16 protein-coding genes and 1 pseudogene are annotated in these 19,303 nt (G+C 67.3%); 12 read left to right on the plus strand and 5 right to left on the minus strand.

Features of this window, described 5'->3' with window-relative positions:
• The first annotated feature begins 42 nt into the window (after window positions 1-42).
• On the plus strand, window positions 43-1,530 hold the full coding sequence (gene tldD / locus FFS49_RS20515; RefSeq protein WP_105818449.1) for a metalloprotease TldD: 1,488 nt from the start codon (window positions 43-45) through the stop codon (window positions 1,528-1,530).
• Window positions 1,531-1,561: 31 nt separating this feature from the next.
• Window positions 1,562-1,990 (plus strand): Fis family transcriptional regulator, encoded by a 429-nt coding sequence (locus FFS49_RS20520; RefSeq protein WP_105818450.1) that lies wholly within the window; start codon window positions 1,562-1,564, stop codon window positions 1,988-1,990.
• 77 nt (window positions 1,991-2,067) lie between these two features.
• On the opposite strand, the gene FFS49_RS20525 is transcribed toward FFS49_RS20520, so the two are convergent.
• Complete coding sequence (locus tag FFS49_RS20525; RefSeq protein ID WP_105818451.1) at window positions 2,068-2,616, minus strand: sigma-70 family RNA polymerase sigma factor; 549 nt, start codon at window positions 2,614-2,616, stop codon at window positions 2,068-2,070.
• Window positions 2,617-2,947: 331 nt separating this feature from the next.
• On the opposite strand from FFS49_RS20525, the pseudogene FFS49_RS20530 reads away from it, so the two are divergent.
• Window positions 2,948-3,166: pseudogene (locus tag FFS49_RS20530) on the plus strand (leucyl aminopeptidase); the annotation flags it as partial.
• Window positions 3,167-3,273: 107 nt separating this feature from the next.
• On the opposite strand, the gene FFS49_RS20535 reads toward FFS49_RS20530, so the two are convergent.
• Window positions 3,274-4,254, minus strand: coding sequence for a helix-turn-helix domain-containing GNAT family N-acetyltransferase (locus FFS49_RS20535; protein WP_105818453.1), 981 nt, complete (start codon window positions 4,252-4,254; stop codon window positions 3,274-3,276).
• A gap of 275 nt (window positions 4,255-4,529) precedes the next feature.
• On the opposite strand from FFS49_RS20535, the gene FFS49_RS20540 reads away from it, so the two are divergent.
• Window positions 4,530-4,904, plus strand: coding sequence for a sugar ABC transporter ATPase (locus FFS49_RS20540; RefSeq protein ID WP_071335775.1), 375 nt, complete (start codon window positions 4,530-4,532; stop codon window positions 4,902-4,904).
• Window positions 4,905-4,956: 52 nt separating this feature from the next.
• On the opposite strand, the gene FFS49_RS20545 is transcribed toward FFS49_RS20540, so the two are convergent.
• Window positions 4,957-7,392 carry a PEP-utilizing enzyme gene (locus FFS49_RS20545; protein ID WP_171026798.1) on the minus strand — a complete coding sequence of 812 codons (2,436 nt, stop codon included), beginning with the start codon at window positions 7,390-7,392 and terminating at the stop codon, window positions 4,957-4,959.
• A gap of 340 nt (window positions 7,393-7,732) precedes the next feature.
• The gene (locus tag FFS49_RS20550) at window positions 7,733-8,827 is read right to left on the minus strand and encodes an AraC family transcriptional regulator (RefSeq protein WP_105818527.1); all 1,095 of its coding nucleotides are present in this window, start codon (window positions 8,825-8,827) and stop codon (window positions 7,733-7,735) included.
• A 250-nt stretch (window positions 8,828-9,077) separates the two neighbouring features.
• Here FFS49_RS20550 and FFS49_RS20555 point away from each other — a divergent pair, with 250 nt between their 5' ends.
• The 3 genes from FFS49_RS20555 to FFS49_RS20565 are packed head-to-tail and all read left to right on the plus strand — an operon-like array spanning window position 9,078 to window position 13,379.
• Window positions 9,078-10,469, plus strand: a complete 1,392-nt coding sequence (locus FFS49_RS20555) for an APC family permease (RefSeq protein ID WP_105818454.1) — start codon at window positions 9,078-9,080, stop codon at window positions 10,467-10,469.
• 57 nt (window positions 10,470-10,526) lie between these two features.
• Window positions 10,527-11,924 carry an aspartate aminotransferase family protein gene (locus tag FFS49_RS20560; RefSeq protein ID WP_105818455.1) on the plus strand — a complete coding sequence of 466 codons (1,398 nt, stop codon included), beginning with the start codon at window positions 10,527-10,529 and terminating at the stop codon, window positions 11,922-11,924.
• Window positions 11,925-11,954: 30 nt separating this feature from the next.
• Window positions 11,955-13,379 (plus strand): aldehyde dehydrogenase family protein, encoded by a 1,425-nt coding sequence (locus FFS49_RS20565; protein ID WP_105818456.1) that lies wholly within the window; start codon window positions 11,955-11,957, stop codon window positions 13,377-13,379.
• 178 nt (window positions 13,380-13,557) lie between these two features.
• On the opposite strand, the gene FFS49_RS20570 is transcribed toward FFS49_RS20565, so the two are convergent.
• Window positions 13,558-14,412: an FCD domain-containing protein gene (locus FFS49_RS20570; RefSeq protein ID WP_039355135.1), complete on the minus strand. Its 855-nt coding sequence runs from the start codon at window positions 14,410-14,412 to the stop codon at window positions 13,558-13,560.
• Between the two features lie 228 nt (window positions 14,413-14,640).
• On the opposite strand from FFS49_RS20570, the gene FFS49_RS20575 reads away from it, so the two are divergent.
• From FFS49_RS20575 to FFS49_RS20595, 5 genes are all read left to right on the plus strand, one after another.
• Window positions 14,641-15,849 (plus strand): ABC transporter substrate-binding protein, encoded by a 1,209-nt coding sequence (locus tag FFS49_RS20575; protein WP_046547136.1) that lies wholly within the window; start codon window positions 14,641-14,643, stop codon window positions 15,847-15,849.
• Between the two features lie 69 nt (window positions 15,850-15,918).
• A complete protein-coding gene (locus FFS49_RS20580) occupies window positions 15,919-16,779 on the plus strand; it encodes a branched-chain amino acid ABC transporter permease (protein WP_039355129.1) in 861 nt (286 codons plus the stop codon).
• Window positions 16,776-17,819, plus strand: a complete 1,044-nt coding sequence (locus FFS49_RS20585) for a branched-chain amino acid ABC transporter permease (RefSeq protein ID WP_105818457.1) — start codon at window positions 16,776-16,778, stop codon at window positions 17,817-17,819. The genes FFS49_RS20580 and FFS49_RS20585 overlap by 4 nt, the downstream gene beginning before the upstream one ends.
• The gene (locus tag FFS49_RS20590) at window positions 17,816-18,583 is read left to right on the plus strand and encodes an ABC transporter ATP-binding protein (protein ID WP_021160139.1); all 768 of its coding nucleotides are present in this window, start codon (window positions 17,816-17,818) and stop codon (window positions 18,581-18,583) included. The genes FFS49_RS20585 and FFS49_RS20590 overlap by 4 nt, the downstream gene beginning before the upstream one ends.
• A complete protein-coding gene (locus tag FFS49_RS20595; RefSeq protein WP_039355122.1) occupies window positions 18,580-19,281 on the plus strand; it encodes an ABC transporter ATP-binding protein in 702 nt (233 codons plus the stop codon). The genes FFS49_RS20590 and FFS49_RS20595 overlap by 4 nt, the downstream gene beginning before the upstream one ends.
• Window positions 19,282-19,303: the final 22 nt, after the last annotated feature.

Raw genomic sequence — 19,303 nt, forward strand, 5'->3', positions numbered from 1 at the left:
TGCGCGCGACCATCCTTTTCCGTCACACACCGGTACGACACTATGCTGGACACGAACCAAACCCTGACCGACACCCGCGGCCCCTCGCTCCACGACATGCGTCGCGCGGCGTATGCGGGGCTGCTGGACAAACACGGCATCGACGAAACGCACTTGTTCGCCGCGCTGAACAGCGCGCTCGGGCAGTCCGGCGACTTCGCCGACATCTATCTGAAGGAGTCGATCGCGGAATCGTGGTCGCTCGAAGGCGGCGCTGTGCGGGGCGGCGCCTGGCAGTGCGATTCGGGATTCGGCATGCGCGTGCTGAACGGCGAGGAAGCGACGTTCGCGAGTTCGCAAAGGATTGGGGCGGAAGCGTTGCGCACGATCGCGCGGCAGATTCGTTCGGGACCGGACGAGCTCTCCCACGCAGCGCCCCGCGGCGAACCGGCCGGTCTCGCGGCGGCGCGATCGATCTATGTCCCGCGAGCCCCGCTCGGCGCGATCGGCGCGGAGCGGAAACTCGCGCTGCTCAAGCGCGTGGACGAACTGGCGCGTTCGAAGGATCCGCGCGTGGTCGAGGTCAACGCGATGCTCGCCGCGACGCACGAGACGGTGTGGGTCGCGCGTTGCGACGGGCTCAGCGTCGGCGACGTGCGGCCCATGCTGCGGTTGGCGATCAACGTTCGGGTCAAATCCGGCGACCGGATCGAAAGCGCGAGCGGGGGAATCGGCGGTCGCTACGGGATCGCTTCGTGGTCGGATGACGACATCCGCACGCTGGTGTGCGACCGCGTCGACGCCGCGCTGACGAAACTGGATGCACGGGCCGCCCCGGCGGGAAAAATGACCGTCGTCGTCGGGCCGGGCTGGAACGGCGTGCTGTTGCACGAAGCCGTGGGCCATGGTCTCGAGGCCGACGGCATCCGCCGCAGGACCTCGGTGTTCGCCGGCCGCATCGGCGAGCGCGTGGCGGCGCGTAACGTCACCATCGTCGACGACGGCACGCTCGAAGGCCGCCGGGGTTCGCTCAATTTCGACGACGAGGGCTGTCCGACGCAACGCACGGTGTTGATCGAGGACGGCGTGTTGCGCGGCTGCATGCAGGACGCGCTCAGTGCGCGCCTGATGAACATGAAGCCGACGGGCAATGGCCGGCGCGAGGGCTATGCGGTGTTGCCGATGCCCCGCATGACCAATACGTTCATGCTCAACGGCGATTGCGAACACGAGGAGATCATTGCGTCGGTGAAGCGCGGGATATACGTGGCGGGGCTCGAGGGCGGGCAGGTCGACATCACGAGCGGGCAGTTCGTGTTCGAGGCATCAGAAGCATTCCTGATCGAAAACGGCAGGCTCTGCGCACCGGTGAAAGGCGCGACGATCACCGGCAACGGGCTCGAAACGATCCAGAAAATCGGCATGGTCGGCAACAACCTCGAACTCGACACGGGCCGTGCCGTGTGCGGCAAGGCCGGCCAGTCGGTGCCGGTGAGCGTGGGGCAGCCTACCGTTCGCGTGGACGACATGACGGTGGGCGGAACGGCGTGATGAACGCGTGCGGACGGGTGGTGAGCCGAAGATGAGAGGCTGGGCGCAGCGTCTCGACCAGTCGAGAGTCCGGTCGCGGGCGGACAAGACGGAACTCCAGCCTTTACCGAAGGCCATTCGCGATGCACTCTCACTGGAGTATCACCTTCAGCTCGAAGCGCTGCGCGCCGGCGCCGGCTCGCTGACTGCGCTGCGCATCCTGTTGCGCGTGGCGATGGCCGCCGCGCTGCTGCGCGAGCTCGGCTACGGCGGACGACGCCTGCATACAGCCGACGAGTACGAGCGCATCGCCGGCAACGCATATGAATCGGGCGAGGTAGGCCGCTACGGATTCGATCCCGCCGCTTTTCTCACCTTTTCGGCGCTCGTGACGGATCATGATTTACAACTCGAGATAGCGCCCGTCCGAGTGATCGACATCGTCGCACGGCAACTGGAGCGCCCCAGCGCGGCCCAGTGAAAGAGACGTATTCGCGACAACGATCGGCATCGGAGGATGCCAGCCGGCAGCCGAGCACCGACGCTGGTGCAGCCGGTTCACGTCATCAGATAGCACTGAGTCAACGCCTGCGCGATATATTTCCGCACCATGCTCGCCGACACGCCGAGCCGCTCGGCGATTTCGGCGTGCGTGAGGCCGTCTATCTGACTCATGACGAAGGCGCTTTTTGCGTTAGATGACAGGCCGTTCAACGCCTGATCCACGAGCAGGAGTGCCTGCGTGACTTCCGCGAGGCTTTCTGCCGACGGCGCGACTGCTTCTTCCCGATGGGCGAGCGATTCAAGGTACGAGCGTTCCAGGTCGCGGCGCCGCCACATTTCGTAGGTGAGGCGCTGTGCGATGACCGTCAGAAAGGCCCGCGCATCGCGCACGGCTGTCACGTCCTGCACATCCGCAAGTTCGGCGAACGACGACGATGCGAGATCTTCCGCGTCGGCCGGCGAGCCGACACGTCTTTGCAGTTTCGACTTCAGCCACGCATAGCTCGTGCGGAATTCACTTGTCAACCACGCCGCGCGCGAGCGCGTGCGTTCGTCGACATCGCATCCTGTGGGGGCGCCACTGATCGGTGAACTGTAATTCATCTGAAACTGATTCCTGGACGAGGGGCGTCAAGGCACGAAAGCGTGCACGAAAACAGCACATGAGGAGGCGCACATTATTTGCGCCGCCACACCTCTGGAAGTAACAACGCCTCTGCGCAGCGTCTCAGCTTGAGTATGCCATTACAAAAAACGCCAGACTCGAAGTGGCTTGAAACCAACGCAATATTCCGCATTGTCATTTCGCCGACGATCAGCCATGCTGCCATCGGCCGATAAGTCGGATGAATCGTGGACGATACGAGCGCCGCGTGATCGAGGGAACCAATGAATCGTCGAATCGTTATGAGGCGACGTGCCGAACGAGGGCGGCGAGCAGCTGAAATCGAATTTCGTCGGTCTGGCGAATATTGGCGGACCCGTGGCGGGCAGTATTACCGCGGCCCGTTCTCCGTCACGTTTCGCGCAGGCATATTCGTGGGCGCATCTCGATATCGCAGGCACCGCATGGCGAAGCGGCACGACGAAAGGCGGGACTGGCCGGCCGGTCGCCTTGCTCTTCGAATTCCTCGCGAGTCGCGTGGAGCCGTGAACTTGCCCACCGCATACTGCCCGGCGCAGTCCTGCGGTGTTCGAAGTAGAACGGGCGCGCGACCCTGCACGTCGTCCGACGCCCGCTACTTCGACGCTTGCTGACCCTCAATCGCCCGACGGCCCCGGTCGGCTGAAGCGCTGCTCGACCACCTCGGTTCCCCAATGCGTGCCCGCGGATTCGCTGGTCAACGCGAAGCCGAACGACTCGTACAGATGGCGTGCCGAGTCCAGCCCCTTGAACGTCCACAGGTAGGTTTCGCGAAACCGCTGCGCGTCGACGAAGCGCATGGCTTCCGTCATGAGCCGGCGCCCGATGCCCGACCCGCGCAGCGCATCGTTCACGATGAACCAGCGCAGGTGCGCGACGCCGGTTGCCGGGTCGCCGTCGATCGCGAGCGACGCGAGGGTCCGCCCGTCTTCCTGGCATAGCCAAAGCGCCTTGCCGTCGGCCGGCAGCGCCCCCACGAACTCGGCCAGCTCGGTCGCCACCCGCTTTTCGAAAAACGCGCCGAAGCCCCAGTGTTCCGAATAAAAGCGCGCGTGAAGGCTCGCGATATCGCCGATGCAGCCCGGTTGGTAACCTTCGCGGATCGCCGGCGCATCGAGTGTTGCGACGGGCGCTTTCGCGGCGTTGTCCTGCGCGAGCGCATCGGCATACAGCGCGAGCGAGCGCAGCAGTGCCTGCTGGTCGGCAGGCACCATGCGGCGCAGCGCATTCGATACCTGGTCCGTCGCGAACGTATCGATTCTTTTCTGGAGCTTTTTCCCGTCGGCGGTCAGGTACAGCTCGATCGCGCGTGCATCGTCGCTCGACACGCGCCGCTCGACGACACCGGCGGCCTCGAGTCGCGCGAGTTGCCGGCTCGTGTTCGATTTGTCCAGCCGCAGGATGTTGCCCAGATCGCGGGCGTTGATGCCGGGCGCCATCCCGATCTCGAGGATCGCGTGGACGGCCGAAGGCGCCCAGTCGCTGTCGGCCAGCGTCGCACGCATGAAGCCGAGCTCGCGAACCAGTTTGCGGGAGAAGTCGCGCAGCTCGAGGATCGTGGCTTCGCGGGGCTTGGCGGGAGCGTCGATGAGGTCCATTGCGGGTCCGGAAAGGTTGCGGATCGCAATCAATAATAGTTGCGGGTCGCAACTTGATCAAGGTGGATCTTCATGGGGACGGGTTGCCCCGCGGGAGGTGCTTCCAAAGGCCGGTGTCGGAGCGAACCAGGGCGGCGATGAGCGGTACCGGCGACGATGGCGGAATGCCGCGAACCGGACGCATACTGGATGCATCCGGCCGGCCGGCCGGCCTGCCATGCGAGCACGGGCGTCGGCCGGTCATCGATCCGCGGCGGCGGACAATGGAGCTCACCATGAACCATCTGAAGCCGATGACGATTGCGTTGCTTGCCGGATGCGGCATCAGCGCCGGCGCGGTCCACGCTGCCGGCAGCATGGATGCGCCGCCGTGCAGCGCGGCGCATGCGGCGGACCAGGGCGGGATCGCCGCGATGCCGGGCACGTCGGTCCGCAGTTTTTCGACTGCAGGTTGTTCGGGCGCGGTGCTGCAGGGCGAACGTGCCACCGCGACGGTCAACGGCGACCGGGTCGAGCTGCGGGACGGCACCGTCTATGTGAACGGCCGTTCGTACGGCGCCGTCACGCCCGCGCAGACGGTCGAATACGAAGCCGCGCACGACCGGCGCACGCTGAAGGTCGACGGAGTCGTCCGCACGCCGGTACGCTGACCAGCAGTTCAGGCCCGGGCCCGTGCTCGGGTGCGCGGCAACCGCATCGCGTTCATTCGACGAGCGTCAGCTGGCCGTCGCTGAGCCGCACCTCGCGCCCGATCCACGCTGCATCGACGCGCGGCAGCACGGCCGACGGCTTGCGCAGCTCGCGCAGCAGCGTCGCGCCGTGCGACAGCCGGCCGCCCATGCGCGCGATCACGGCGCGCGCGGCCTGGTACTGCGCGTGCCGGCCCGGGTCGAGTGTGTCTTCCAGCAGGATGTCGTGGCCGAGCACGCCTTGCGTGTGGCCCGGATAGATCATGAAGCCGGCTGCCTCGTCGGTGCCTTCGCCGCCGTCCTGCCAGAAGCTGCCGTTGCGTTCGCGGCGATCGGGATGGGGCGCGAACCACGTGTCGCGATCGGCGGCCGGCATCGCATGATGCAGGCGGAAGAACACGCGCATCAGGTTGTCGCGATACCACTCGCGCACCTGAAGATACCAGCCGCGCATGCCGGGCGCGCCGAGCGTATGGAGCACGCGTACCGGCAGCGGCCAGTCGGGAAACGCCTGCAGCGGCAGGCGGGTGGGCGCGGGCCGTGCGGTGCCCGGATCGGTTTCCCACGGCAGCCGGTGCGGGCTGTCGTCGAGCTGGCCGTATGCGGTCGGCGGACGGCCCCACAGTGCGCCGCCGCTGCTGGCCAGCGACGACGCGATGCACAGGTTGCCCTGCACGACGAACACGTAGAAGCGCGTGAACCAGTCGGCCAGTTGCTGGCCGTCGGCGCGTCGCTCGACGAGCGTCGCGAGTTCCTGGTCGAAGCGCTGCAAGCCGCGCTCGAGCGTCGGCAGGTGCCCGCGCGCGACACGCAGCATGCGCCAGAACACCGGCAGCGAACGCAGCAGCCGCAGCGGGCGCCAGCGCAGCGGCGGTGTCGCGCCGCCGATCTCGCCGCTGTAGTTGCCGGCCGACACGCCCCAGTCGGCGAGGCGGGCGAGGAACAGGTCGTTGTTGATGTACGACGCGCCGCCATAGAGTGCGGTAAATGGTTCGTTGTCCTGCAGTACGCGTGCATCCCAGCGCGCCATGATCGCCGGGATGCTGCCGGCCGCGCGTCGTTGCGCATACTCGACCAGCCGGCTCGGCTGCGGCGGCAGGATCTCGGCGATGTTCGCGGCGGTCAGGTGCCGGTGCCAGCCGTAGCTGCTGATCGGACGGTACTGCAGCAGCCACAGCTGCTTGCCGTCCCACGCCCATTCGACGTCGCCCGGCACGTAGTGGAACGCGCGCAGCACGCGCTGCAGGAAGGCCCACAGCTGCGTCGCGCTCAAGCCGTGTGCGGTCGGGAACGTGCCGCGCTGCCAGGGTTCGCCGAGCCGCGACAGGATCGCGCGTTGCGGGCTGGCCTGCCCGTCGGCGAGCGTTTCGAGGTGGCCTTCCACCCATTCGACTTCGACTGCCAGATGGCGCACGAACGCAATGCCGGACAGCACGGGCGTGATGAAGCGCTGCACGACCGCTTCCTCGAGGCCGCCATCGAGCAGCTCGGCCACGCGCGCGGCCGCCTGCGCTGCCGGTACGCGCAGGAACGTCGTATGCAGGCCGGCGTTGGCCGCATCGGCCTGGTCTTCGCCGTGGCTCGACGAGCGGATCGCCCACTCGGCGTCGGGCTGGCTCGCGAGAAAACCGGGAAGGCGCGGATCGTCGGCGCGGGTCAGCGACAGCGCGGGCGGCACGGGCAGGCCGGCCATCGTGGCCAGTGCGAGGCGCCCGCCCTTGGTATGCGCGACGAAGCCGGCACCGCCCGCTTCGAGCCAGTGCACGAATGCCGCCGGTGTGTCGATCCACGGATAGTGTCCCCAGCCGGCCTGCAGCGTGACGGTGAGGTCGGCGCGTGCGAGGATGGCCGACCACGCGGCGGCCTGGCGCACGCCGAGCACGTTGTCCTGGTCACCCCACACGAGTTCGATGCGGTCGGCGACCCACTCGAGCAGCGGCAGCGCGGTATCGGCGCGCACGAGATCCCAGTGCGGCAGGAACGCACGGCAGCGCGCATAGCCGGCGCCCATGCGGCGGTATTGTGCGCGCGTCCAGGTCAGGTTCGAGAACTTGCGGGCGAACAGCGTCGGGTAGTGCGCGAGCAGCCAGTGGATGGTCTTGCGCAGCGGCTTCGGCGCCATCAGTTTCGGCAGGCGCCGTTCCCACAGGAACGCACCGACGGGCGCGAGCAGCACGCTGCGGCTGAAGTGGCCGGGGCGTCGCTGCAATGCGTGCAGCACCAGCAGTGCATTCACGCCGACCGCCATGATCGCGTGGCCCGCCTCGGTCAGGTCCAGCAGCGCTTGCGCATACGCGGCGAGATCCTCGCAGGGCGGCGCCGGGTTGTCGCCGAAGCCCGGCAGTTCCAGCGGCACGGGCCGGTAATGCCGGAAGTGGGGCAGTGCATCGTCCCACCAGTCGGCCGCGCTGCCGTTGCCGGCGAGGAGGTACAGGATCGGTTTGCTCATGGTGGCGTCGTCGGCGGGCGATCGTCGTGGCGGCACACGCCCGGTCGGGTCGGCGCCGCCGGTGGATGCCGCGGGTCTTGTTCGTGTTGTCGTGTTCGCGTTGCGCCGGTGCGAGTGGAATGGAAGGGCGGCCCGCTCGGCTTGATGCTTGATTTGATTGTTGCGGGCATTCTACGCGAGAAGACTCGGATGACTGCAGCCATGTCGAGCGCGACGCCGTTCAGGCGCCGGCCATGAACGGCGTGTGCGCGAAGTGTCGATGTCGGCGATGAAACCGGCTTGCCGACGTGCGTCGGGAAGGCTTCTGCTGCAGGTCTGCCGAGCGGGCGTCGATTGCGCGTTACGCGTCAGCATCCTGATCGGCGCGCGGCGTCCTGCCGGTCCAGCGTCGATACGCATGACGGAAACTGCGCGGCTCGCTGTAGCCGAGACGTTCCGCGATGGCGGCGACCGTCAGCGCGGGATCGTCGAGCATCCGCACCGCTTCGTCGCGGCGCACGTCGTCGAGCAGCGACTGAAACGTGAGGCCGTCCTTGTCGAGCCGCCGGCGCAGCGTGCGCTCGGTCAGGTGCAGTGCATCCGCGAGCGACGTCATCGACTTGAAGCGCGCGAGATCGCGCGCCATCAGCTCCTTCGCGCGATCGGCGAAGCGCGTGCCGACCGACGCGGCCCACTGCCGTTCGAGTGCCTCGCACTGGCCGTGCAGCGCATTGAAGCTGACTTCGTTCGCGAGCAGCGGCCTCTCCGTGCCGTTCACCGACGTGAACACGAGCCGGTTGTCGGATGCATTGAACGTGACCTTGCAGCCGAAGTGGCGCGTGTAGTCGGCCGCGTTGCGCGGCGTGCGGCGCGCGAGCTGCACCTGCTCGGGCCAGACGGGCTTGCCGACGAGATCGGACACGATCAGCCGCAGGCTCGACAGGCACATGTCGACCTGGAACACCTCGAGATCGGGCTCGCCGTTGTAGCGGCTGATCGTCACGCTCATGCCGTCCGCATGCGCATCGATACGCACATCGAAATACAGCCCCATGAACAGCGGAAACTGGCCCATGCACCGGAATGCCTGCATCACCGAGCCGCTGATCAGCATTGCATAGCCAGCGAGGCCGAGCGTCGACACGTGCAGCCGCGCACCGATCGACAGCCCGATCGACGGCACGCCGCTGCGCTGCAGCAGGTTGTGGAAGCAGCGCTGCTCCTGGCCGCGATTCACGTGCAGGTTCGGCGACGCGACTTCTTCCGCGCCGAGCCCCGTGCCTTCGAGCAGCGCGGCGCCGTCGATATGCCGCACGCGGCACTCGTCCAGCGCGACCGCGATCGCGTGGACGGTGGCGGGAATGTCCTCCTGGCGCCCGGCCGGGCGCGCGAGGCCGAGCGACGAACGCAGGCTGCGTTCGGCCCGGCTCTGGTCGGGATGGGAGCGGCTGTTCATGGTGCTGACGGGGCGACGGGTCGCGTAGAACATAGCCGGAATGTCCGCAAAACGCCAGTGCCGCACAGCAGCATGCATGGCTCGTCGGCGCGACACGCGGCGATGTGTCCGGAAATATCCCCCGATTACGTCCGCTTTTCTCATTCGTGGCCGATTTTTTGGCGCACCACACTTTCTCCCAGTCGTGCGCCGCCGGCCATGCCGGGCGAACGAGTGTTGAAGCCGTGAACGCCACCCACGTGAGGACAGCATGGACAACGACAGCCCAGGTCGATATGCATTAGCCGCCGCGACGCATGACTTCGGCGCGCACGCGATGCGAGGCGACGCGGACGAACGCCGCAAGCCGCACCTGCTCGGGCTCGCGACGCTGGTGATCTTCGGCCTCGCGTACATGCTGCCGATGACGGTATTCACGACCTACGGGATCGTCACGAGCGAGACGAACGGGCATCTGACGGCCGCGTACGCAGTCACGCTGGTCGCGATGCTGTTCACCGCGCGTAGCTACGGCCACATGGCGCGGCTGATGCCGAGCGCCGGGTCGGCCTACACGTTCGCGAGCCGCAACTTCGGCACGTCGGCCGGCTTCATGGTCGGCTGGGCGTTACTGATGGACTACCTGTTCATCCCGATGATCAGCTACCTCGCGATCGGCATCTACATGAAGCAGATTTTCCCCGGCGTGCCGGCCAGCGTGTGGATCGTCGGCAGCATCGTGCTGATCACCGGGCTGAACATCGTCGGCATCCGGCTCGTCAATCGCGTGAACCTGATCCTGATCGCGAGCCAGTTCGTGTTCATCGCGATCTTCTTCATCGCATCCGCGCGAGTCGCATCGGGAGAAGGGCTGTCGATGGCCGTCGCGCTGCCGTCGTCGGGCGATGCGCGCGCGATCTTCGCCGGCTCCGCGATCCTGTGCCTGTCGTTCCTCGGTTTCGATGCGGTCACCACGCTGTCGGAGGAAACGCGTGAGCCGAAGCGTACCGTGCCGCGCGCGATCCTGCTCTGCACGCTGGCGAGCGGCGTGCTGTTCATGCTGGTCGCCTACGTCGGGCAAGTGGTGTTTCCCGACTGGCACGCATTCAAGGATCTCGATTCGGCCAGCCTCGAACTGATGCGGCGCATCGGCGGCGGCACGCTGTCGGCGTTCTTCGTCGCGGTGTACGTGGCCGGCTGCTTCGCGAGCGCGATGGCGGGCCAGGCAAGCGTGACGCGCGTGCTGTTCGCGATGGGCCGCGACCGGGTGCTGCCCGAACGCGTATTCGGCCATCTGCATGCGCGGCTGCGTACGCCGGTGCGCGCGACGCTCGCGGTCGGCATCGTGTCGCTGTCGGCATTGTTCATCACGCTCGACCTCGCGTCGACAATGATCAGCTTCGGTGCGCTCGTCGCGTTCGCGGTCGTGAACCTGTGCGTGATGCGCAGCTATCTGTGCCGCCCCGAGCATCGCCGCTTCGCGGGCTGGATCACGTTCGGCGTGATGCCGGCGATCGGCTTCGCGATGAACGTGTGGCTCTGGTCGGGCCTGTCGCGCCAGACGTTCTACGTCGGCATCGGCTGGCTCGTGCTCGGACTCTGCCAGCTCGTGTGGCTGACGCGCGGCTTCACGCGCCCGGCGCCGACGCTGTCGATGAATTGAATGACCGGCGGCCGACCGCCGGCCGCCGGCTCTGAAACCCTGAAGGAGGAATCATCCATGAACGCTGTTGACGTCAATCTCGATGCGGACCTGCAGGCCATCGGCAAACGCCACCTGCTGATGCATTTCACGCATGCCGATGCGTATCGCGACAACGCGCTCACCGTGTTCGACCGCGGCGAAGGCTGCTGGCTCGTCGATCGCAACGGCAAGCGCTACTTCGACGGGCTGGCGGGGTTGTACTGCGTGCAGGTCGGCTACAGCCACGGCGCGGAAATCGGCGACGCGATCCGCGAGCAGATGGTGCGGTTGCCGTTCGCGACCAACTGGGGTGTGGGCCACGAGCCGGCGATCAAGCTTGCGCACAAGCTCGCCGCGCTCGCGCCGGAGGGGCTGAACCGCGTGTTCTTCACGTCGAGCGGCTCGGAGTCGAACGAATCGGCGATCAAGCTGGTGCGCCAGTATCACCAGTCGCGCGGCGAGCCGCAGCGGCGCAAGTTCATCGCGCGGCGGGTCGCGTATCACGGCACGTCGTTCGGCGCGCTCGCGCTGAACGGGATGACGAACTTCCGCAAGCATTTCGAGCCGCTGATGTCGGGCGTGCGGCACGTGGGCAACACGAAGCGCTACGGCCGCCCGATGGGCGAGACGGAAGCGGAGTTCACGCGTCACCTGCTCGACGAGATCGAATCGCTGATCGTGCAGGAGGGGCCGGATACCGTCGCCGCGATCGTCGTCGAGCCGCTGCAGAATGCGGGCGGCAGCCTGACGCCGCCGGCCGGTTACGCGGCCGGGTTGCGCGACATCTGCGACCGGCACGGCGTGCTGCTGGTGGCCGATGAAGTGATCTGCGGGTTCGGTCGGCTCGGGGAATATTTCGGCTCCGCGCGTTACGGGCTGAAGCCGGACATCATCACGTTCGCGAAAGGCATCGCATCGGGCTACGTGCCGCTCGGCGGCGTGATCGCGAGCGACGCGGTGGTCGACACGGTGCTCGACGGCCCGCAGCAGATGTTCCTGCACGGCGCGACCTACGGCGGCCACCCGGTCGCGTGCACGGCCGCGCTCGCGAACCTCGCGATCATGGAGCGCGAAGGCGTACTGGAGAGCGTCCGCAGCAATGAGGCCGTGTTCCGCCAGGCGCTCGACGGCCTGCTCGAACTGCCGTGCGTCGGCGACGTGCGCGGCGACGGCTACCACTACTCGCTCGAACTCGTGACCGACAAGGCCGCGCGCCGCTGGGTGGCCGGCATCAGCGCGCAGGCATTCGTGTCGACGCTGCTCGCACCCGCGATCTTCGACGCAGGGCTGCTGTGCCGCGCGGGCGTCGATCACGAAGGCACGCCGATCGTGCAGTTCTCGCCGCCGCTCGTGATGTCGCGCGACGAGATCGTGTGGTTCGTCGCGAAGATTCGCGACATCCTCGTCGACACCTATGCGCGGGCGACGCGCTGAGCGCGGCGTCCTTCATTCCAGGAGAATTCGATGAGAACGTCACGACAGTCCTATATCGATGGCCAGTGGCTCGACCCGGCCGATGCGAAGCCGATCGACGTGATCGACCCGAGCACGGCACGGCCGTATGCGCAGCTCAGGATCGGCGGCACGGCCGACGTCGATCGCGCGGTCGGCGCGGCGAAGCAGGCCTTCGACACGTATTCGCGCTGGCCGGTGGACGAGCGCGTCGCGCTGCTGCGGCGCGTGCTCGACATTTACCAACGCCGCCATGAGGAGGTCGCGCAGACGATCAGCCAGGAGATGGGCGCGCCGATTGCATTTGCGCGCGCGGCGCAGGCCGCGGTCGGCACCGCGCACCTCGAGCAGACGATCCGCGCGTTGCAGTCGTTCCGCTTCAGCACGCAGACCGATTCGCTGCTGGTGTCGCACGAGCCGATCGGCGTATGCGCGCTGATCACGCCGTGGAACTGGCCGATCAACCAGATCGTGTGCAAGGTCGCGCCGGCGCTCGCGGCCGGCTGCACGATGGTGCTCAAGCCGAGCGAGATCGCGCCGTTCAGCGCGATCCTGTTCGCGGAGATCCTGCACGAGGCCGGCGTGCCGCCCGGCGTGTTCAATCTCGTGCATGGTTACGGGCATGACGTGGGGGACGCGCTGTCGCGGCATCCGGATGTCGACATGGTGTCGTTTACCGGGTCGACGCGCGCGGGCGTCGAAGTCGCGAAGGCGGCCGCCGACACCGTGAAGCGCGTGCACCAGGAGCTCGGCAGCAAGAGCCCGAACCTGATCCTGCCCGACGCCGATATCGAGGATGCGGTCATGCGCGGCGCGCGCAGCTGTTTCAGCAACAGTGGCCAGTCATGCAATGCGCCGACGCGCATGCTCGTGCACGCCGACCATCTCGCGCTTGCCGAGCAAGCGGCGCGGCGGGAGGCGGAGCGTACGGTCGTCGGCGATCCGCGTTCACCGGAAACCGGCATCGGGCCGGTGGTCAGCCGCACGCAGTTCGACCGCATCCAGCACTTCATCCGGCTCGGGATCGAAGAGGGTGCGACGCTCGTCGCCGGCGGGCCGGGGCGGCCGGACGGGCTCGGCGACGGGTTCTACGTGCGGCCGACGGTTTTCTCGAACGTCACGCCGGCGATGACGATCGCGCGCGAGGAGATCTTCGGACCGGTGCTGTCGATCATGACCTACCGGACCGAAGAAGAAGCCGTCGCGCTCGCGAACGATTCGGTCTACGGGCTCGCGGCGTACGTGCAGTCGAAGGATATCGAGCGTGCGCGCAGGGTGGCGGCGCGGTTGCGGGTGGGCAACGTCCACATCAACTACCCGGCATGGAACCCGGCCGCGCCGTTCGGCGGCTACAAGCGCTCGGGCAACGGCCGCGAGTATGCGGAGTTCGGCTTGGTCGAGTATCTGGAGACGAAGGGGACGACGGGGTACGCTTGAGCGTACGTACGATGCTGCGCCCGCACGGGCGAGTCGCGACGCGCATGCGCCGTTACCTGCGCCGCTCGCGGCGGCTGGCCGCCACGGCCACGCACAGTGTCGGCAGTTGCGGCGTGGCGGATACTTCCCGTGCGCTGCGAAGCACGCGGCGTCGAGCCGACGCCGCGCTCGCCGGCAATCAATCCTCGTCGGGATCCGTTGCGCCCGCATCGGATCCCGCAACGGGCGCGGCGGCCCGCCGGCGGATCTCGGAATCGAGGATCAACCGCCCGCGCAGCTTGCCCTTCATCCGCTTCACATGCTTGGGCGCCTCGGTCATGTGCTCGACCATCAGCGCCCGGACGCGCTCGGTGTCGCGCTCGCGCGCGGCCTGCAGGATCGCCTTGTGGATCGACACGTTCGCTTCGCCGAAGCGCTTGTGCTCCACGAGCGGCGTATCGTTCCGGAACTCGATCAGTTGCCGGATCATCTCGTTGATCAGCTCGCAGCTGAAGCGCAGGAACGGGTTCGGGTTCGCGGCCGCGAGGATGTCGTGGAATGTCGTGTCCTCCTGGCGCTGGCGCAGCATGTGCCCGCGGTCGTGCACGCCCGATGCGCCGTCGCAGCACGCGATGTTCGCCTCCAGCGCCGCGAAGTCGCGCTCGCTCAGATGCGGCACGGCACCGGCCGCCAGCTCGGGTTCGAGCAGCTTGCGCACGGTGTAGATGTCGTCGATCGTCACGTCCTTGAAGAACAGGTAGTTCTGCAGGAGCTGCAGCGTGCGGTCGAGCGGCACCTCGACGACCATCCCGCCGCCCGACGGCCCCGTCGTGACCTTGATCAGCCCCTGCACCTCGAGCGACTTCAGCGCCTCGCGGATCGTACTCTTGCTCACAGCATAGAGCTGCTGCAGCTCGGCTTCGCGCGGCAGGCGATCGCCCGGCTTCAGGTCCTTCTCGGTGATCAGCCGCTTGATCTCCTCGGCGACGAGATCGGCCCGCTTCGGCTGCTTGATTTCGACCGCGAGGCCCGCCCTGGCTCGGTCCATGACCATCTTTACGACTCCTTTGTCTGACTGCGCGCCGCGTCATCGTCGACGATCCGTGCCGGCGCGGGTACGGAATTTTGCCTGATTGACACCAATTTTGATCAACTCTAGCATCAGGTTCATTCTATTTATCATGATAAATAGGATCAACCGGCGGCGCGCATCCTGCAGGGCGTGGGCACGGTTTGGCAGTCGGTCGCATCGCGTGTGTCCCCCTTTATCAGGAGCGTCAACTTGAATCGCCGAGAACTGTTGAAACTGGCCGCGCTGTCGGCCGTGCCGGGCGCGCTCGGCAGCATGTCGTCCCGAGCCGCGTTCGCGCAGGGTTCATCCATCCAGCTGGCGTGCCCGGTGCCGATGTCGGGGCCGTTCGCCGCCAACGGCAAGTACGCCGATCTCGGCATGCAGCTCGTCGTCCAGCAGTACGGCAAGGTGCTCGGCGCGCCGCTTGCCTACACGGCGCTCGACACCGAGGGCAAGCCCGCGACCGCCGTGCGGCGCGTGCAGGAGATCGCGCAGCAGAAGGGCGTGCGCTTCTTCGCGGGCGGCATCCTGTCGTCCGAATCGCTGGCGATGGGCAAGGAAGTCCAGAAGGCGGGCGGCGTGTTCATCACGACGGCCGGCGCGGACGAGATCACCGGCAAGGATTGCAATGCCGCGACGTTTCGCTGGTCGGTGCCGACCTTCGGCGCGATCGAGCAGACGGTGCGCCCGTTGACCCAGATGCTGCCGAAGGCGAAGCGCTGGTACACGATCACGCCGCAATACGTGTTCGGCGACGGCCTGCTGTCGGCCGCGAAGGCGATCTTCAAGGAAAAGGGCATCGAGCATGTCGGCAACAGCTACCACTCGCTCGCCGAGAAGGAGTTCAGCGGCTACCTGACGAACGCGGCGGCCGCGCAGCCGGACGTGCTGCTGATCCTGAACTTCGGCTCGCAGTCGTCGGACACGCTGCGCCAGGCCGTCAGCTTCGGGATGAAGCGCAACTGCACGATCCTGCTCGCCTGGGCGTCGGGCCTCGAGCAGTTCGAGGCGCTCGGGCCCGACATCTGCGACGGCGTGTATTTCGGCGCGCAGTACTGGCACGCCATCGATTCGCCGCTGAACCGCGACCTCGTGAAGCGCGCGAACGCCACGTTCAAGGCGAACCCGAACTACAGCCTCGCGGGTTCGTACATCTGCTCGAAGATCCTGGTCGACGCGATGGTGAAGGCCGGCAGCGCCGATCCGAAGAAGGTGGTCGCGGCGATGGAGGGCATGAAGTACGACGGCCTCACCGGCCCGGAGGAAATCCGCAAGGGCGACCATCAGGTGCTGAAGAACTACTACCTGCTGAAGGGCAAGCCGAAGAGCCGGATGAAGAACGCGGACGACTACGCCGACATCGTCAGCTCGGGCCAGTCGTTCCTGCCGGTCGACAAGACGAGCTGCAAGCTCGCGTGACGCAGTGCACGCGTCCGCGGCCGTCGCGCGCCGCGGACGTCCGTTACCTTCCTTTCTGACACGGAAGCCATGAACGTCTATCTGCTGCAGATCGTCAACGGCATCGGCGTGGGCATGCTGTATTTCCTGCTCGCCGTCGGCCTGTCGATCGTGTTCGGCCTGCTGCGCTTCGTGAACTTCGCTCACGGCGCGTTCTACCTGCTCGGTGCGTATCTCTGCTACCAGGCGCTGCAATGGTCGGCGAATTTCTGGGTCGCGCTCGCGGTCGTGCCGCTCGTCGTCGGCGCGTTCGCGTGGAGCGTCGAAAAGCTCGTGCTGCGTCATGTGTACGCGCAGCAGCACGAATTCCACATCCTCGCGACGGTCGGGCTCGCGCTCGTGCTGCAGGAGTGCGCGATCCTCGCGTGGGGCCCGCTCGGCGACAACGTGCCGCCGCCCGATGCGCTGAACGGCGTCGTGATCTGGGGCGGCTTCGTCTACCCGAAATACCGGCTGTTCGTGATCGCGTTCACGGCCGTGCTCGCCGCGCTGCTGTGGTGGGTGCTGGAAGGCACGCGGCTCGGCAGCACGGTGCGCGCGGGCAGCGAATCGTCGGAGATGGTGTCGCTGCTCGGCATCAACGTGACGCGCGTGTTCAGCCTCGTGTTCGCGCTCGGCGCGGCGACGGCCGCGCTTGCGGGCGTGCTCGCCGCGCCGATCCGCGGCGTCGACCCGTTCATGGGCATCGAGGCGCTCGGCGTCGCGTTCGTCGTGGTCGTCGTCGGCGGGATGGGGAATTTTCTCGGGGCGCTGGTCGGCGGGCTGCTGGTCGGCATCGTGCAGAGCCTGATGAGCACGCTGTGGCCGGAAGGTGCGCGGCTGATGATCTATGTCGCGATGGCGGCCGTGCTGCTGTTGCGTCCGAACGGGTTGCTGGGGAGGGCTGCATGATCGAATCGTCGAAACCGCTGCCGCCCGGGACGGCGGCCGCGTCACACCCGCAGCCGTGGCGCGGCGCATTGCAGCGGCCGGAAGGCTGGCTCGCGGTGGCCGTCGTGTGCGCGCTGCCGGTTGCGCTGAGCTCGGGCTCGCTCGCGACCGAGGTGCTGGTGTTCGCGCTCGCCGCGCTCGGCTGCAACCTGCTGCTCGGCTACACGGGGCTGCTGTCGTTCGGGCAGGGCATCTTCTTCGGGCTCGGCAGCTACGCGGCGGGGCTGGTGCTGACGCACGGCGTCGCATCGGTGACTGCCGCGCTGGTTGCGGCCACCGTGCTCGGTGCCGTCGCGGCCGCGCTCGTCGGCTGGTTCTCGATCCGGCAGCGCGGCACTTACTTCGTGATGCTGACGCTCGCGTTCGGGCAACTGTTCTACTTTCTCGCCTACACGACGCCGAACGTCACGGGCGGCGACAACGGGCTGCTCGACATCCCGCGCCCAGCGCTGTCCCTGTTCGGGCATCCGCTCGTTTCACTCGATTCGCCGTGGCGCTACTACGGCTTCGTCGCGGTGCTGTTCGTCGCGGTGTTCTGGCTGCTGTTGCGCGTGTCGCGCTCCGTGTTCGGCCGCACGCTGCTCGCGATCCGCGACAACGAGGCGCGTGCGGCGGCGGCCGGCTACGACGTGAAGCGCTTCAAGCTCGCGGCGTTCGTGCTGTCGGGTGCGGTCACGGGGTTCGCCGGTGCGCTGCATGCCTTGATGACGGGCATCGCGCCGCTGTCGAACATCGACTATCACACGAGCGAGATGATCCTCGTGATGACGGTGATCGGCGGCACGGGCAACCTGTTCGCGTCGGTGCTCGGCGCGGCATTCTACGTGCTGTTCGCGGACTGGCTGTCGACGTTGTGGCCGCGCTGGCTGCTGCTGCTCGGCCTCGTGCTGATCGCGGTCAGCCTGTTCATGCAGCGCGGGTTGTGGGGATTGGGGGAACGCGTCGTGGCGTCGCTGCGGCGCGGCGGACGGACGGCGACGACGACCGGGGAGCGGCAATGAGCGAAGCGATTCTCGAGGCGCGCGGCATCGTCAAGCGCTACGGCAAGTTCACGGCGCTGGGCGGCGTCGATCTGAGGATCATGCCGCGCACCGTGCATTCGGTGATCGGGCCGAACGGCGCCGGCAAGACGACGCTGTTCCATACGTTGACGGGCACGCTGCCGATCACGTCGGGTTCGATCCTGTTCGACGGTCACGACGTGTCGCGCGAACCCGATCACAAGCGCGTGCGGCGTGGCATTGCGCGCTCGTTCCAGGTGACGAGCCTGTTTCCGAACCTGAGCGTGCGCGAGAACCTGCGCGTCGCCGCGCAGGGCGTCGAATCGCGGCGCGCGCTGAATCCGTGGGCGCCTCCGCGCGGAGCGCTTGCGCACGACGGCATCGTCGACGACGTGCTCGAGCGGCTCGGCCTGCAGCGCTTCGCCGATACGGCGGCCGGCGTGCTGTCGCACGGCCAGCAGCGCCGGCTCGAGGTCGGGATGGCGCTGGCGGCGCGACCGCGCGCGATCTTTCTCGACGAGCCGACGTCGGGCATGGGGATCGACGATCTCGACGACATGAAGGCACTGATTCGCGGCCTGCGCGACGACTACACCGTCGTGCTGATCGAACACAACATGGGCATCGTGATGGATATCTCGGACACGATCACGGTGATGCAGCAGGGCCGTGTGCTGGTCGAAGGCAAGCCGGACGCGATTCGCGGCGACGAGCGCGTGCGCAGCGCATATCTCGGCAACATGATCACGGGAGGCCGCGCATGATGCTCGACGTGAAGGAAGTTCATGCCTGCTACGGCAAGAGCCACATCCTGCAGGGCATTTCGCTGAACGTGAACGAAGGCGAGACGGTGACGCTGCTCGGCCGCAACGGCGCGGGCAAGTCGACGACGCTCAAGACGATCGCGGGCGTCGTCGCGCCGACCGGCGGCGCGGTGACGTTCGCGGGACGGCCGGTGTCCGGGCAGCCCGCGCACCGGATCGCCGCGCGCGGCCTGTGCTTCGTGCCGGAGCATCGCGGCATTTTCCGGCTGCTGTCGGTCGAGGAGAACCTGCGGCTCGGCGCGCGCCGCGATTCACCGTGGCAGCTCGACGACATCTACCGGATCTTCCCGCGCCTGAAGGAGCGCCGCCGCAACGGCGGCGCGCAGTTGTCGGGCGGCGAGCAGCAGATGCTCGCGATCGGCCGCGCGCTGATGAACCACCCGCGGCTGCTGATGCTCGACGAGCCGGTGGAAGGGCTCGCGCCGGTGATCGTCGAGGAGATCGTCGAGCAGCTGAAGCAGATCAAGGCGGCCGGCGTCGCGATCCTGCTCGTCGAACAGAACCTCGAAGTGTGCACGCAGCTCGCGGATCGCCACTTCGTGATCGAGCAGGGCGTGATCGTCTACGAGGGCAGCAACGCGGCGTTCGCGGCCGATCACGAGGTGAAGGACCGTTACCTGGGTGTCGGCGTCGCGTAAGCGCCGCGCCCTTTCAATGCGA

This window comes from Burkholderia sp. 4NA327C6 (assembly GCF_005502655.1).
Lineage (GTDB): Bacteria > Pseudomonadota > Gammaproteobacteria > Burkholderiales > Burkholderiaceae > Burkholderia > Burkholderia contaminans.

Bases quoted from the DNA above. Each gene is read 5' to 3' on its own strand.
- tldD (WP_105818449.1), top strand. From the start codon at position 43: ATGCTGGACACGAACCAAACCCTGACCGACACCCGCGGCCCCTCGCTC.
- FFS49_RS20520 (WP_105818450.1), top strand. From the start codon at position 1,562: ATGAGAGGCTGGGCGCAGCGTCTCGACCAGTCGAGAGTCCGGTCGCGG.
- FFS49_RS20525 (WP_105818451.1), bottom strand. From the start codon at position 2,616: ATGAATTACAGTTCACCGATCAGTGGCGCCCCCACAGGATGCGATGTC.
- FFS49_RS20535 (WP_105818453.1), bottom strand. From the start codon at position 4,254: ATGGACCTCATCGACGCTCCCGCCAAGCCCCGCGAAGCCACGATCCTC.
- FFS49_RS20540 (WP_071335775.1), top strand. From the start codon at position 4,530: ATGAACCATCTGAAGCCGATGACGATTGCGTTGCTTGCCGGATGCGGC.
- FFS49_RS20545 (WP_171026798.1), bottom strand. From the start codon at position 7,392: ATGAGCAAACCGATCCTGTACCTCCTCGCCGGCAACGGCAGCGCGGCC.
- FFS49_RS20550 (WP_105818527.1), bottom strand. From the start codon at position 8,827: ATGAACAGCCGCTCCCATCCCGACCAGAGCCGGGCCGAACGCAGCCTG.
- FFS49_RS20555 (WP_105818454.1), top strand. From the start codon at position 9,078: ATGGACAACGACAGCCCAGGTCGATATGCATTAGCCGCCGCGACGCAT.
- FFS49_RS20560 (WP_105818455.1), top strand. From the start codon at position 10,527: ATGAACGCTGTTGACGTCAATCTCGATGCGGACCTGCAGGCCATCGGC.
- FFS49_RS20565 (WP_105818456.1), top strand. From the start codon at position 11,955: ATGAGAACGTCACGACAGTCCTATATCGATGGCCAGTGGCTCGACCCG.
- FFS49_RS20570 (WP_039355135.1), bottom strand. From the start codon at position 14,412: ATGGTCATGGACCGAGCCAGGGCGGGCCTCGCGGTCGAAATCAAGCAG.
- FFS49_RS20580 (WP_039355129.1), top strand. From the start codon at position 15,919: ATGAACGTCTATCTGCTGCAGATCGTCAACGGCATCGGCGTGGGCATG.
- FFS49_RS20585 (WP_105818457.1), top strand. From the start codon at position 16,776: ATGATCGAATCGTCGAAACCGCTGCCGCCCGGGACGGCGGCCGCGTCA.
- FFS49_RS20590 (WP_021160139.1), top strand. From the start codon at position 17,816: ATGAGCGAAGCGATTCTCGAGGCGCGCGGCATCGTCAAGCGCTACGGC.
- FFS49_RS20595 (WP_039355122.1), top strand. From the start codon at position 18,580: ATGATGCTCGACGTGAAGGAAGTTCATGCCTGCTACGGCAAGAGCCAC.